13 protein-coding genes are annotated in these 13,053 nt (G+C 43.8%); 2 read left to right on the top strand and 11 right to left on the bottom strand.

Going from position 1 to position 13,053, the window contains the following annotated elements; translation table 11 throughout:
- Positions 1-36: 36 nt before the first annotated feature.
- Positions 37-1,482 carry a sigma-54 interaction domain-containing protein gene (locus C9414_RS03060; RefSeq protein ID WP_107163047.1) on the top strand — a complete coding sequence of 482 codons (1,446 nt, stop codon included), beginning with the start codon at positions 37-39 and terminating at the stop codon, positions 1,480-1,482.
- 27 nt (positions 1,483-1,509) lie between these two features.
- Here C9414_RS03060 and C9414_RS03055 read toward each other — a convergent pair whose 3' ends face one another.
- The gene (locus C9414_RS03055) at positions 1,510-2,247 is read right to left on the bottom strand and encodes a FadR/GntR family transcriptional regulator (protein ID WP_047202990.1); all 738 of its coding nucleotides are present in this window, start codon (positions 2,245-2,247) and stop codon (positions 1,510-1,512) included.
- Between the two features lie 173 nt (positions 2,248-2,420).
- On the bottom strand, positions 2,421-3,719 hold the full coding sequence (gene rpoN / locus C9414_RS03050; RefSeq protein ID WP_107163046.1) for an RNA polymerase factor sigma-54: 1,299 nt from the start codon (positions 3,717-3,719) through the stop codon (positions 2,421-2,423).
- A gap of 70 nt (positions 3,720-3,789) precedes the next feature.
- Between rpoN and yvfG the strand changes: the two genes are divergently transcribed.
- Complete coding sequence (gene yvfG, locus C9414_RS03045) at positions 3,790-4,005, top strand: protein YvfG (RefSeq protein ID WP_024423509.1); 216 nt, start codon at positions 3,790-3,792, stop codon at positions 4,003-4,005.
- A 20-nt stretch (positions 4,006-4,025) separates the two neighbouring features.
- On the opposite strand, the gene C9414_RS03040 is transcribed toward yvfG, so the two are convergent.
- The 9 genes from C9414_RS03040 to C9414_RS03000 all read right to left on the bottom strand — a co-directional run bounded on the left by C9414_RS03040 (position 4,026) and on the right by C9414_RS03000 (position 13,046).
- Positions 4,026-5,351, bottom strand: coding sequence for an MATE family efflux transporter (locus C9414_RS03040; RefSeq protein WP_107163045.1), 1,326 nt, complete (start codon positions 5,349-5,351; stop codon positions 4,026-4,028).
- Between the two features lie 60 nt (positions 5,352-5,411).
- Positions 5,412-6,227, bottom strand: coding sequence for a nickel import ATP-binding protein NikE (gene nikE, locus C9414_RS03035; protein WP_047202993.1), 816 nt, complete (start codon positions 6,225-6,227; stop codon positions 5,412-5,414).
- Between the two features lie 13 nt (positions 6,228-6,240).
- Positions 6,241-7,056 (bottom strand): nickel import ATP-binding protein NikD, encoded by an 816-nt coding sequence (gene nikD / locus C9414_RS03030; RefSeq protein WP_181286097.1) that lies wholly within the window; start codon positions 7,054-7,056, stop codon positions 6,241-6,243.
- A 4-nt stretch (positions 7,057-7,060) separates the two neighbouring features.
- Positions 7,061-7,894 carry a nickel ABC transporter permease subunit NikC gene (nikC, locus tag C9414_RS03025; protein WP_039181542.1) on the bottom strand — a complete coding sequence of 278 codons (834 nt, stop codon included), beginning with the start codon at positions 7,892-7,894 and terminating at the stop codon, positions 7,061-7,063.
- On the bottom strand, positions 7,891-8,835 hold the full coding sequence (gene nikB, locus C9414_RS03020; RefSeq protein WP_107163044.1) for a nickel ABC transporter permease subunit NikB: 945 nt from the start codon (positions 8,833-8,835) through the stop codon (positions 7,891-7,893). The genes nikC and nikB overlap by 4 nt, the downstream gene beginning before the upstream one ends.
- 18 nt (positions 8,836-8,853) lie before the next feature.
- Positions 8,854-10,476, bottom strand: coding sequence for a nickel ABC transporter substrate-binding protein (gene nikA / locus C9414_RS03015; protein WP_047202996.1), 1,623 nt, complete (start codon positions 10,474-10,476; stop codon positions 8,854-8,856).
- A gap of 149 nt (positions 10,477-10,625) precedes the next feature.
- Positions 10,626-11,804, bottom strand: coding sequence for a DegT/DnrJ/EryC1/StrS family aminotransferase (locus C9414_RS03010; RefSeq protein ID WP_047202997.1), 1,179 nt, complete (start codon positions 11,802-11,804; stop codon positions 10,626-10,628).
- The gene (locus C9414_RS03005; RefSeq protein WP_107163043.1) at positions 11,801-12,490 is read right to left on the bottom strand and encodes an acetyltransferase; all 690 of its coding nucleotides are present in this window, start codon (positions 12,488-12,490) and stop codon (positions 11,801-11,803) included. Before C9414_RS03005 ends, C9414_RS03010 begins: the two co-directional genes overlap by 4 nt.
- Positions 12,453-13,046, bottom strand: a complete 594-nt coding sequence (locus C9414_RS03000) for a sugar transferase (RefSeq protein WP_306460554.1) — start codon at positions 13,044-13,046, stop codon at positions 12,453-12,455. The genes C9414_RS03005 and C9414_RS03000 overlap by 38 nt, the downstream gene beginning before the upstream one ends.
- Between the last annotated feature and the right edge of the window lie 7 nt (positions 13,047-13,053).

Here is a 13,053-nt window from a genome sequence, read left to right as displayed (position 1 = left end):
TCGTGTAAAATAGAGGTAACGTCTGGAGGTGTAGCAATGAAAGAAGATTCATATACTGCAAAGCTGATAAATGAGATTGATCTGTATAAGCAAATGCTCGATTTAATAGATGTCGGGGTTCATGCAATTGACGAGAATGGCAATACTGTTGTTTATAATAAAAAAATGATGGAGATTGAGTCTTTGAAACGCTCTGATGTTCTCCATAAAAATGTATTAGACCTCTTCGTCTTCCAAGACGAAATGCACAGTACGCTCGTCCAAGCGCTGCGAACTGGGAAACAAACCGTTCATGCAAAGCAGACGTATCATAATTACAATGGAAAAGAAATCACAACGATTAATCATACATACCCGCTCGTTCGAGATGGCCTCATCCAAGGAGCGGTTGAAATTTCGAATGATGTGACCAAGCTGGAACGGCTGATTCACCACAATATGAAGAAAAAAGGAAGCACACGCTTTACCTTTGATTCCATTATTGGACAAAGCCCTGCGTTTTTAGAGGTGATTGAGCATGCAAAACGAGCAACACGCACCTCTTCCTACGTCCTCATTGTGGGAGAAACAGGGACAGGAAAAGAACTATTTGCTCAAAGCATTCATAACGGCAGCAGCCGGTCATCTGGACCATTTATTACCCAGAATTGCGCGGCACTGCCTGATAATCTCATTGAAAGTCTGCTCTTTGGTACACAAAAAGGGGCTTTTACCGGCGCAACTGATCAGCCCGGTTTATTTGAACAGGCGCAGGGTGGTACACTTCTGCTTGATGAGATCAACTCATTAAATCCTGGTCTTCAAGCAAAACTGCTGCGCGTATTACAGGAGAAGCGGGTGAGAAGGTTAGGCAGCACAAAAGAAATCGCTGTTGATGTAAGAGTCATTGCCAATATGAATGAGGACCCTGTGGATGCTATCGCAGGCGGACGCATGCGCAAGGATTTATTTTATCGGCTAGGTATTGTCACCTTATTTATTCCGCCGCTTTCTGAGCGAAAAGAAGATATTCCTACGTTTGTCAGTCATTTTATTCAAAAATATAATGAGCTGTTTCAAATGGAGGTGAAGGCAGCAGACGAAGAGGTACTAGCCCTTTTTCAAGCGTATGATTGGCCGGGGAATGTACGGGAACTCGAGCATGTGATTGAAGCGGGGATGAATATGATGATGGATGAGGATTACTTAAGCATGCATCATCTTCCATATCATTTTAGATTTAAACAACATAGGGAAGGCCGTCCTGCAGCGCAATTACAGACGAATCCTTTGCAGCATACCGCAGCAGCTGACACGTTTATTTATACAAGCCCAGAACATACGACTGATTTCCAAACCCAGATGGAACGATTCGAAAAACAATACATCGTCCATTACTTAGAAAAAATGGACGATAATATTTCACAGACTGCAAAGATATTGGGCATGAGCAGGCAAAGTCTGCAGTATCGCATGAAGAAACTGCATATTTCTCGTTCATAATAGAGCTGTGCCCTCATTCGGCACAGCTTACTGTGGTTCTGACTGTCCTGCCGGTTCTTGACTCACATCACTCAGCAGTTTTTCTACATTTTTTAGATGCGTGAGCATCGCTCTTTCTGCTTCTTCTGGCTGTCTTGCCATAACAGCTTTGTAAATGTGTTCATGTTCTTTGTAAAGCTGCCGAATGGAGGCTTTCCTTGAAAACAAGACGACTTTTCTCGTTTCCCGCATTGTTTCTACCAGCAAGGTGGAGACCTGATTCATTAACGCCTTTAATAAATCATTCTTTGAGGCTTTGGCTAAAGCAAGATGGAAGGAGAGGTCTGCCTCTTCACCAATTTCTTTATGCGCTTCTGCAAGTTTCATTTGTTCGAGTGCCTCATGCAGCTGATGAAGGTCATCGTCCGTTCGCAAAAGCGCTGCCTTTTTGACAGCACCCGTCTCAATAATGGTTCTTAATTCAAGGAGCTGCGTGATATCATGCTGCTTCATCAAAAATGCAGAAGACAGACTAAATGTGAGCTGCTCAGGATCGAACTGCTTCACATACGTGCCTTCCCCTTGCTTCATCTCTATTAATCCGATCGCTTTAAGAGCAGACAGTGCCTCTCTTACAGCGGAACGGCTGACTTGAAAGCTTTCTGAAAGCGCTTGAACCGAATCTAATTTTTCCCCTGGAAGAAGCTCACCTGTACGAATGGATTCAATTAATGCATCCGCAATTTCTTCATATATTTTTTTCGTTTTGATTTGTTTATATTTCAATTGGTCTCACCTCATCACTGTTGTCTATCCCTATCGGCTCATGCCCTATCTTATACTTTACCCCAAAATTTCAGATCACACGTCTCCCCTCTTTAATTTTCAAGAAATCTATGGGCTGCCTTGCTTTCAACAAAAAAAAGAAGCACGCGCCATGTTCTGGCAAGTACTTCTTTTTAATCGTAGCGCTTCCTCAGCGTAGAGGACGGAAGATTCATTTGTTCGCGATATTTTGCAATGGTTCTGCGCGACACGCGGATGCTAAAGGTTTGCTGAAGCAGCGTCATGATTTGCTGATCTGAATACGGTTTTTTCTTATTTTCCGTTTGAATGAGCTCTGCAATGTGCGTTTTGACTGTGTAGCTGGACGTCTCCTCTAGCGAATGCCCTTCTAATTTTGCTTGGAAAAATTGTTTCATTTCCATGAGACCATAAGGGGTTTGCACCATTTTCCCTTTTACAGTACGGCTGACTGTTGACTCATGGACTTGCAGTATTTCTGCGATCCGCTTCATAGTAAGCGGTTTCATTTTATGTTTCCCTGTAAGGAAAAAATCCGTCTGATGTGAGATAATCTCACGAACGACATGAGTCATCGTTTGCTTTCTTTGCCTCAGCGCTTGGACAAGCCAATTGTACTGTTGCTCTTTTTCCTTTAAATACGTGTATGCTTCGTGCCGCTTTTGGTCTTGAATCATGGCGAAATAGCCTTCATTCATTTCAACGTCTGGAAAAGCGCGCTGATTCAGCTCAAATGTGATGTGATCCTGCACCACAGTAATCGTCACATCAGGCTCGATATACACATGCTCTTCATCATATGAGAAATGAAGGCCTGGTCTTGGTTCAAGCTGAGACACTTCATCTTGTACCGCTTGGAGTGTTTTCATTGAAACACCAGTTTTCGCCGCAATTTCCTTCCAAGCCTTTCTGGCAAAAAGAAAGAAATGCTCTTCGATGATCAGCTCGGCTTCATACCAGCGCTCCTTTTTTCTTCTCAGCTGCAGGAGGATGCATTCCTGCAATGATCTTGCGCCAATCCCGGCAGGCTCTAGTGATTGCAGCTGATGAAGGACGGCTTCTACTTCTTCAGCTGGCACCTTTAAGACAGCTGCCATTGCGTCGATCGGTTCATTTAGATAGCCATTGGAATCAATGGACTCAATCATAAAATGAAAGATTCTTTGATTCTTTTCACTTAAATTCAAATCAATCGCCTGTCTTTTTAAAAACATTTGCAGGCTTTCTTTTTGATGCGTTCGATACGGCTCTATCATTCGTTCTTGTGATTTTTTATGATAAACTGGTTGATAGCTGTCCGTGTCTTTCCGCTCAATCAGAGGGTTCTCAAGCGCTAACTGGTCAAGATACTCGCCGAGCTCTGCGCAATTCAGCTGCAGCAGCGTAATGGCCTGCCTGAGTTCTTGTGTGAGCACCTGCTTTAATACCTGTTCTTGTTGCAGTTTAAGGCTCATTGTCTCCCCTCCCTCTCATCATTTTACATGAAGATTGACGGACCGTATATACGAAATAGGAGTGATTTCTATGTCTGAACTTTTTTCCGTTCCATACTTTGTCGACAACTTGAAACAGCACATCGCCATGAACCAAAATGAAGACAAAGTTCATGCGATGAATGCCTATTACCGCTCAGTGGTATCAACACTTGTTCAAGACCAATTGACCAAAAATGCGGTTGTATTGAAGCGAATTCAGCATCTTGATGAAGCCTATCAAAAGGTGAAAAAAGAAAGCGAATAAACGAAAAAGAACACCCTTTGTCAAGATGGCAAAGGGTGTTTATCATATGCGAAAAGCTTCTGATCCAGCCGCGATTTATACATCATCAAAAAACCAGACCGCCCTACAGTATAGATGATAAAGGCAAACCATAGACCATGATTGTGCCAAATGGGCGTGACCGCGGTTTGAACTACGATAAACAAAATCATTGCAAACAGCATCGAATTTCTAACAGGGGCAATTTCTGTCGCACCTGTAAATACGCCGTAAATGACCAAACCGAAGCAAGCTGCAAACGGATAAAGAACAAGCCAGTCTGCATAGCGTAATGTCATGTCAAGCAGCTGAGGGAGATTTGTAAACAAGCTCAATATCGGCTCTTTAAATAGAAAATAAACCGCCGCAATGACACATGCCATAACAAGTGCCCACTGCCTTGAAAGGGTTAAAGTTTTTTCATAAAGAGAACGGTCATTTGCACCAACCGACCGCCCAACAAGGATGCTGGACGCATTGGCAAAACCATCGAACAAATAAGCCATGATGTAGTGAATTTGAAATAAGATAGCATTAGCTGCCAGCAGCTCCGTACCAAAAGAAGCACCTTTTGCCGTAAACATGTTGATGACCACTAGCAGACAGATCGTACGGATAAACAAATCTTTATTCACATGAAACATTTTCTGCACTGCCTGTGTATCCATGATCTTCTTAATGGAAGGCATCTGGAATCCGTTTGACGAATGCTTCATGATGATCCATGCCCCCAACACAAAAGCGGTTAATTCAGACATCAATGTCGCAGCCGCAACTCCTTTGACCGCAAACGAAAACACATGAACAAGCAAAAATGCAAGCGCCATATTCATGACATTGATCAAGATCTGTAAAGAAAGGGCTTCTTTCATTTTTGCCATCCCCATCAGCCAGCCCAATATGACATAATTCATTAAAGTAAATGGCGCTCCCCAAATGCGAATATGAAAATAGTCTGCGGCAAATTGACGGACATCAGCATCAGGAGAGATCACTAGAAAAGCAGATTGAATAATTGGCCATTGCAGGGCAATAAAACAAAGTCCGACGATGATGGCGACGAAAAAAGGTCTTAGAAAAGCAAGAACACCCTGCTCCTCATTCTGCGCCCCGTTTGCCTGAGCAGCAAAAGCAGATGTACTTACCCGCAAAAAACCAAACAGCCAATATAATGTACTGAAAATGAGACTGCCGACCGCAACGCCTCCAATATAAGCAGGATTTGCGAGCTGACCGACAACCGCTGTATCAACAGCTCCAAGTAAAGGAGTGGTCATCGTTGAAATCGTTAAAGGAATGGCCAAAGCTAAATACGCTCTATGGTTCACGACGCCACCTGCCTTTCATGAAAAATAGCCTCTTCTACAAGAGGCGTTGATAATAAAGCTTTACCGAACCGGTCTGCCAATCGTTCTTGACAAAGGATGGTCTGCAAGCATTGCATCTCTCATTTTCCGCACCGCTTCCTCTTCTGATGAAAAGAATTCATCCTTTGATTGAAATTGGGCCACAAGCTCGCCTTGATCAAGAATCGCCAATTGATCACTTAAGTGATAGGCTGCTGTCATATCATGTGTAATAAATAAGTAAGACACACCCAGCTCCTTTTTTAATTCTACTAATAAATCTAAAATGACAGCCTGTGTGACCATGTCTAAGCTGCTGACAGATTCATCAAGTACAATGAGCTTTGGCTGGAGCAATAAAGCTCTAGCAATGTTGATCCTTTGCAGCTGGCCGCCGCTGAATTGGTGCGGATATTTAGACAAATCCTTTTCACCGAGCCCGACTCTTTCAAGCCAGTGAATCAGCACGTTTTTACGTTCCTTTCGGCTCATGGTTTCATAGTTTTCAAGCGGTTCAGATAAAATTTGTTCAACTGTCCATCTTGGATTAACCGCCGAATAGGAATCCTGAAATACCGCTTGCACATGCCTGCGAAAATGCTTACGTGTTTGCTGATCTGCACGATAGACATCCTGACCTTCAAAAAGAACCTGTCCAGCTCTTGGTTTCTCTAAACCAAGTATGATGCGGCCAAGTGTACTTTTCCCTGCGCCGCTTTGTCCCAGCAGCCCAAGGCATGTGCCTTCTTCAATGTTCAAATCGACGCTTTTCAGGACAGGGGCTGCGCCTTTATTTCTTATTAGAAACGACCGGCTGTTGTATGCATGACTGACTGCTTTTACTTCTAATAAATGCAAGGGCCTTCTCACCTCAAATCGGGCAAACAGCTGGGATGGATGGACGAGCTGCTAGTAGTTTTTTTGTATAATCATGCTTTGGTTGTTCAAAAAGTTCAAGAACTCCTGCCTTTTCCACAATTTCTCCTTGTTTCATGACGACAACTTGATCTGCCATTTCAGCAATGACACCAAGATCGTGGGTAATGAGTAAAATGGCCGTTCCATAGTCATGACGAATTTGGTTCAGATGCTGAAGCACCCGTTTCTGATTGTGTACATCTAAAGCAGTTGTCGGCTCATCTGCAATGATGAGGGGCGGGTGCATACAGGCAGCCATGGCGATCATGACACGCTGCAGCATCCCTCCGCTTAATTCAAAGGGGTATTTGTTGAACAGTTCGTCTGGCTGCGGCAGATTCATTTGTGCTAATGCATCTATTGCCTGTGCTCGTGCCTGCTTTTTACTAACAGCAGTATGCCGGCGGATGGTTTCAACCAGCTGATGGCCGATTGTCCATACCGGCGTAAAGCTGTTCATTGGATTTTGCATAATATATGAGATGTCTTTGCCTCGAATGGACCGCATATTCTTTTCACTTATACCGATCAATTCTCGTCCCTGTAATGTGATACTGCCAGTGACTTCAGTTGTTTTTCGATCAAGCATACGTAAGATCGACATACTTGTCACTGTTTTCCCGCAGCCGCTCTCACCAATTAATCCAAGGATTTGACCGCGCTCTACTTCAAACGATACTTCTTGAATAAGAGGAGTTGTCCCTTGAGGTGTTTTCGTATGCACATGCAGGTTCTCTATTTTTAAAATGGGCTCTTGCACATTAATCATTCCTTTACACACGGCGTTTGATACCATATTTCTCTGAAAGGGCTTCTCCTAGTAAATTAAACAGAATCACCACAGTCATGATCACAAGACCCGGGTACAGCATCAATTGAGGATTCGTTTGAATATACGATTTCCCTTCATGAATCATTGCTCCCCATTCAGGCATAGGAGGCTGAACCCCTAATCCGAGGAAAGACATCGCAGAAATGTCCATAATCGCCCAGCCCATTTCGAGTGTTCCAATGACTGCTAATGGCGGCAGGACATTGGGAATCATATGCTTTCTCATGATGTTCCAGTGCGAGGTCCCACTGATTTTTGCAGCTGCAATAAAGTTCTGTTCTTTTAAACTGAGCACCATCCCTCGGAAGACGCGGGCATAATACACCCATTGCACAAGCATCAAGGCTAGTACGACTTGAGAAAGTCCCGGACCGAAAATGCCGACTAATCCAAGGATCAGCACCAGGTTTGGAAATGCCATGACACCGTCACAGATTCTCATCAAAACATGATCAATCCAGCCGCCTTTGTATCCTGAAAACAGGCCGACAATTAAACCAATGAATAACGAAGAAAGAAAGATTAATAACGCACAGCCAAGCGAAACACGCGCACCATATAAAATACGAGATAAATTGCACCGCCCTAATTGATCTGTTCCAAGAGGATACTCCCACGAAGATCCCTTTAGCTTCATCGCTAGATTAACAGCTGCCGGATCATGCGGAGCGATCCATGGCGCACATATTGTCACAATCAGCAGGAGACCGAGCAGCAGGGCGCAGATCGAGATCATCTTTTGATGAGAGAAGAGATGTTTTACTTTTGTCATCATTGCTGGCGGCCTTCCTTTCTAGAAATACGAGGGTCAATGATCAATTGAATCAAGTCAACCATCAAGCTGCTCAAGATAAAAATACAGGCTGACATGAGGACATAAAATTGAATGACTGGCAGATCCCTGTTAAAGATCGCTTCAATAAAAAATCGGCCAAACCCTGGCCATGAGAAAACAGCCTCTACAATAATGGTTCCGGTTAACAGCTTGCCGAGGTTCACCCCAAGTCCGGTCAACATCGGCGATATCGCAATTCTGAACACATGCTTGAACATGATCGATTGTTCCTTCAATCCTCTCATTCTCGCATATTGAACGAAAGGTTCTTGAAGCGCCTCACTCACACTTGACCGTAACAGCCTTGTATACGTAGCAATTAAAGGGACTGCCAGTGTGATCGACGGCAGAATGAGATGCTCCCATGTGCCGATCCCTTCAACGGGTAAGAGGTCAAGCTTCACTGAAAAAAAGAAGATGAGCAAATACCCCAAGACAAACGTCGGGATAGATGCTCCTAAGAAAGAAATGAGCCGGCTCAGATGATCAATGACACCGTTTTTTCTCATGCCGCTGAAAAAGCCGAGCGGAATGCTGACACAAATAGCGATCAGCAGACTGGTAAGTGCCAATTGAATCGTCGCCGGTATTCGATACATCACCTCATCAACGACAGGCTGATTGGACATATACGACCGGCCGAAATCAAGATGAATGACTTTTTCAATGGTATGAAGATATTGCATATAAAATGGCTCATCTAAGCCAAATTCACTTCGTTTTTGCGCTAATATTTCATCCGTAGGCTGGATATGAGCCGCTGCTAAATATGCCTCAGCCGGGTCAACTGGCGAAAGGTGAATCATACCAGTTGTGAGCAGCGTGGCTAATAAAAATACAGGAATAATTGATAGCACTCGTTTAACGATATAGCGGCCCATTTCCTTACCTTCCTTCTGTTACTTCAGCTTAATGCCTGTGAAAGGATGTTCATCACGATTCGCAGGGAATTCAAAGTCCTTCACAGCTTTTTGATAAACGGCTGTCTTTTTAAAATAAGAGATTGGCACAATTGCCCCTTGATCCTGTAAAGAGGATAAGACTGACGAATACAGTGCTTTGCGTTTCTTTTCATTCGTTGTTGATGGAATTTCCGTCATTTCTTTGATCAGCTTTTCCTTATTTGGGTAGGCTGAAATGGCTTCTTTGAATCCAAATCCATCTGATGAGAGAACGTTCATAAACGTATGCGGATCATACGGCGCTCCGTAGTTGCTAAAGAAGTTCATATCAAACTTATTGGCTTTAAAGCGCTGAACCTGTGTGGCTAAATCCACACCCTCAAGCTTGACGCCGACACCAACGGCTGCCCATTCTGCTTGCAGCGTTTCTGCCATCGCTTTTTGAATCGATTCTGCTGAATCATACATCATGCTGAACTCAAGCTTTTTTCCATCTTTTTCACGAACGGATTTTCCTTTTGGAAGTGTCCAGCCCGCTTCATCCAGCAATGCTTTGGCTTTATCCACATCATATTTGAAAGACTTCACCTGAATGTTTGACGTATACGGCATGTTTGTCGGTAAGATGTGATCTGCTTCATCCTCTAAACCAGAGGTGACCCCTTCTACCATTGATTTTTTATTGAAGGCATATTGAAGGGCATGACGCACTTTCTCATCTGACAGCTGATCCACTTTTGTGTTCATGACAAGCTGTCTCGTTGCAACAGGCTCTGACATTTTCGTTTCATACTTGCCGCTTGCCTCTAGCTGTTTGTAGGAATCAAGGCTAATGGTTCCTTCTCCGTAAAGTAGATCCACATCACCTTTTTCAAATGCCATGACTCTCGTTTCCGCATCTGGGATAACCTTTACCTTGATTTCTTTTACCTTTGGTTTTTCTCCCCAATAATGATCGTTTCGTTCGAAAATAGCATAATCATCTTTCTTATATGTTTTTAAAACCCAAGGGCCTGTCCCCACTGGCTTTTCAATTCCTTTTGACGTATCTCCGTTTTTAGGGAAGCCTGCTTCACCTAAGAAACGAACTGGACGAACAACGGCTAATTCTTGCACAGTTGGATAATATGGTGCTGTTAATGTGAGTTTAAATGTCTTTTTATCAACGGCTTCTGTCTTTTTGATTTTCTTAATGACACCTAACCAGCTATGTAAATCTTTATTTTTTAAAATCGTATCAAAGTTCTTTTTAACAATATCCGCATTAAATTCAGAGCCATCTGAGAATGTTACTCCGTCTCTTAAATGGAACGTATACACCTTGCCATCCTTTGAAACATCCCATGATTTCGCTAATTCTGGTTTCAGCTTTCCATTCTTTTGATAGCTCACCAACGGCTCATAAATCATTGATTGTGCAAACAATTGTGATGGGTTGTATACGTGTGGATTCATTTCACCAATATCTCTTGGCCACGCCATTGTGATCATGTCAGGGTGATCCTTGTTTCCATCCGCTCCATTGTTTGTTTGAGAGCATCCTACTAATAAAAAGAGAATAAGCAGGAAGGGTAACACAGTATTTATTTTAATTTTCGGAAAATTATTCCAAATAGTCATAAGTTGCTCCTCCTAATTGATGCTGATAATCATTTTCATTTTAAGGAGGAAGGGAGCCCTTGTCAATATCATATTTAAAACGAAATGACAATACTTATTCCTAATTATTCCACAAATTGAGGAATTTGATAGAAAGAGAGGAAGGCTGCTTACGAATGAGCAGCCTGTGAAGAGGTAAATGTTTTTTCTCGCAGCATGTCATGAAGTATATGGATGATACGCTCCTGATCTGCATCTGTCATGCTCGTTCCAGACGGGAGACAAAGCCCCCTCTCAAATAACAGCTCGGATACAGGCGTCCCTTTTTCCGCAGTATAAAAAGGGCAATGACGAAAGAGCGGCTGCTGGTGTAGCGGCTTCCATACATGCCTTGCTTCGATTTGTTCTTTTTCTAAAGCAAGAATGATATTTGCTGGAGACAATTTTGTATCACGATCAATGGTCAATGCCGTCAGCCAGCGGTTGGATTTCGTTTCTTGATATTCTGGCATCAAATGAAGACCCTCCGCTTCTGATAAAGCGTCCTGATAACGCTGGAAAATACGGCGCTTTTGATCAACACGCTCGTCCAGCACTTCCATTTGAGCAATCCCGACCCCTGCTAAGAGGTTGCTCATGCGATAGTTGTAGCCCATCTCTTGATGCTCATAGTGCATGGCTTGTTCTCTGGCCTGTGACGCAAGAAAGCGGCATCGTTCAATCGCAGCTTCATCATCACTCACAAGCATTCCGCCCCCTGATGTTGTAATGATTTTATTTCCATTAAAAGAATAGATACCGAACCTGCCCATTGAGCCGCTTTTCCTTCCTTTATACAGCGCACCTAACGATTCAGCCGCATCCTCAATGACGGGTACATCATATGCTTCACACAGAGCCATGATCTCGTCCATTTTTGCACTTTGCCCATATAGATGGACAACGATGACCGCGCGAGGTTTTTTCCCAAGACGTTTTGATTCAACAAAGGCTTTCTCTAAAGCGAGCGGGCACATATTCCACGTCTCCCTTTCAGAATCAATAAAAACGGGCGACGCTTGTTCATATAAAATCGGATTTGCCGTTGCAACAAACGTGAGGGTGGAACAAAAGACAATGTCTTCTTTTTGTACACCTATTAGCTTTAAAGCAAGATGAATTGCCGCTGTTCCTGAGGATAAAGCCGCGCCTGTCTTCACTCCTGCATAGTCCGCTACTGTCTGCTCAAATTCATTCACAAGCGGTCCAAGCGGCGCAATCCAGTTGCTCTTGAAGGCTTCCTCTATTTTGAGATACTCTTTTCCGCTCATATGCGGAGGAGATAAGTAAATTCGCTTCCTTTCTTTCATGACTTCCCACCTTCTTTCCGATCTTTGATTTCCATTGCAGGAATTCCTACCGCGACCTTGTGATCACGTATATCTCTTGTCACTGCCGCTCCAGCGCCAATGACCGTCCAGCTTCCAATCGTTGTACCCGGTGTCACCACGGCACCTGCCCCAATATGGGCACCCTCCCGCACGGAAACACCGCCAGTCAGAACCGCGCCTGGTGACAGGTGCACAACCGATTCGAGTATGCAGTCATGCTCCACGATAGATCCTGTATTTATAATCGCATGCTCACCGATGACTGCATCTGCTTGAACCACTGTCCTTGCCATCACGACAGTCCCCCTTCCAATGACAGCTGACGAACTTATGACCGCCTCTGGATGAATGAGTGTGGCGTACGCTGTGTTTTCAAATGAGAGGCGTTCCTTCATGAGCTGTCTGATCTCATTTTGTCCGATCGCAATCAGCCATTTCATATGTGGTATTGTCTTTCTCAGCTGCTCACTCATGGAGATCGGTCCATACAAAATCCCGCTTTGAGTGACCACCTCTTCAAATTGATCATCTAATACCGCACATAATGAGTAATCGGAATGTGCAAAAATGAGATCTTGGATGACTTTGCTATGTCCTCCAGCCCCAATTAAACCAATGGTTTGCTTCTTACATATCAGTTCCTTTGAATTTTTCAGCTGTGGCATGATCCGGCTGCTGCACCCCCTCTGTTTTCATGACTTTCAGCAAGGTCATCCATAGAATTTTCATATCGAGCCAAAACGATTGATGCTCGACATACCAAAGGTCGTAGGTGAATTTCTCCTCCCAGGAAAGCGTGTTTCGGCCGTTCACCTGTGCCCATCCTGTTATGCCGGGCTTCACAAGATGACGCCTTTCTTGTTCCTCTGTATACATAGGCAAATACTCCATCAAAAGCGGTCTTGGCCCGACGAGACTGAGCTCTCCTTTGAGTACATTGACAAGCTGCGGCAATTCATCAAGACTAAGCTTTCGAATCAAGGCGCCGGTTTTTGTTAATCGCAGATGATCCGGCAGCAGCTCCCCATGTTCGTCGCGTTCATCGGTCATTGTCCGAAATTTATATAGCATAAAAGGCCGGCCATACAGACCAGGCCTCTTCTGCCGAAACACCACAGGCGTTCCAATTTTCCATCTAATCAGTCCATAGATGAGAAGAAAAAGAAGACTGCCTGCGATGAGCAGCGTCAATGCCACCATCACATCGATCATTCTTTTCATCATTGCA

The organism is Bacillus sp. Nf3 (assembly GCF_003028545.1).
GTDB lineage: Bacteria > Bacillota > Bacilli > Bacillales > Bacillaceae > Bacillus > Bacillus safensis.
This window is presented reverse-complemented; position numbering and strand designations above follow the sequence as displayed.

Excerpts from the sequence above, each read along its gene's own strand:
- C9414_RS03060 (WP_107163047.1), top strand. The coding sequence starts at position 37 with ATGAAAGAAGATTCATATACTGCAAAGCTGATAAATGAGATTGATCTG.
- rpoN (WP_107163046.1), bottom strand. The coding sequence starts at position 3,719 with ATGAGCCTTAAACTGCAACAAGAACAGGTATTAAAGCAGGTGCTCACA.
- yvfG (WP_024423509.1), top strand. The coding sequence starts at position 3,790 with ATGTCTGAACTTTTTTCCGTTCCATACTTTGTCGACAACTTGAAACAG.
- nikD (WP_181286097.1), bottom strand. The coding sequence starts at position 7,056 with ATGATTAATGTGCAAGAGCCCATTTTAAAAATAGAGAACCTGCATGTG.
- nikC (WP_039181542.1), bottom strand. The coding sequence starts at position 7,894 with ATGATGACAAAAGTAAAACATCTCTTCTCTCATCAAAAGATGATCTCG.
- nikB (WP_107163044.1), bottom strand. The coding sequence starts at position 8,835 with ATGGGCCGCTATATCGTTAAACGAGTGCTATCAATTATTCCTGTATTT.
- nikA (WP_047202996.1), bottom strand. The coding sequence starts at position 10,476 with ATGACTATTTGGAATAATTTTCCGAAAATTAAAATAAATACTGTGTTA.
- C9414_RS03010 (WP_047202997.1), bottom strand. The coding sequence starts at position 11,804 with ATGAAAGAAAGGAAGCGAATTTACTTATCTCCTCCGCATATGAGCGGA.
- C9414_RS03005 (WP_107163043.1), bottom strand. The coding sequence starts at position 12,490 with ATGCCACAGCTGAAAAATTCAAAGGAACTGATATGTAAGAAGCAAACC.
- C9414_RS03000 (WP_306460554.1), bottom strand. The coding sequence starts at position 13,046 with ATGAAAAGAATGATCGATGTGATGGTGGCATTGACGCTGCTCATCGCA.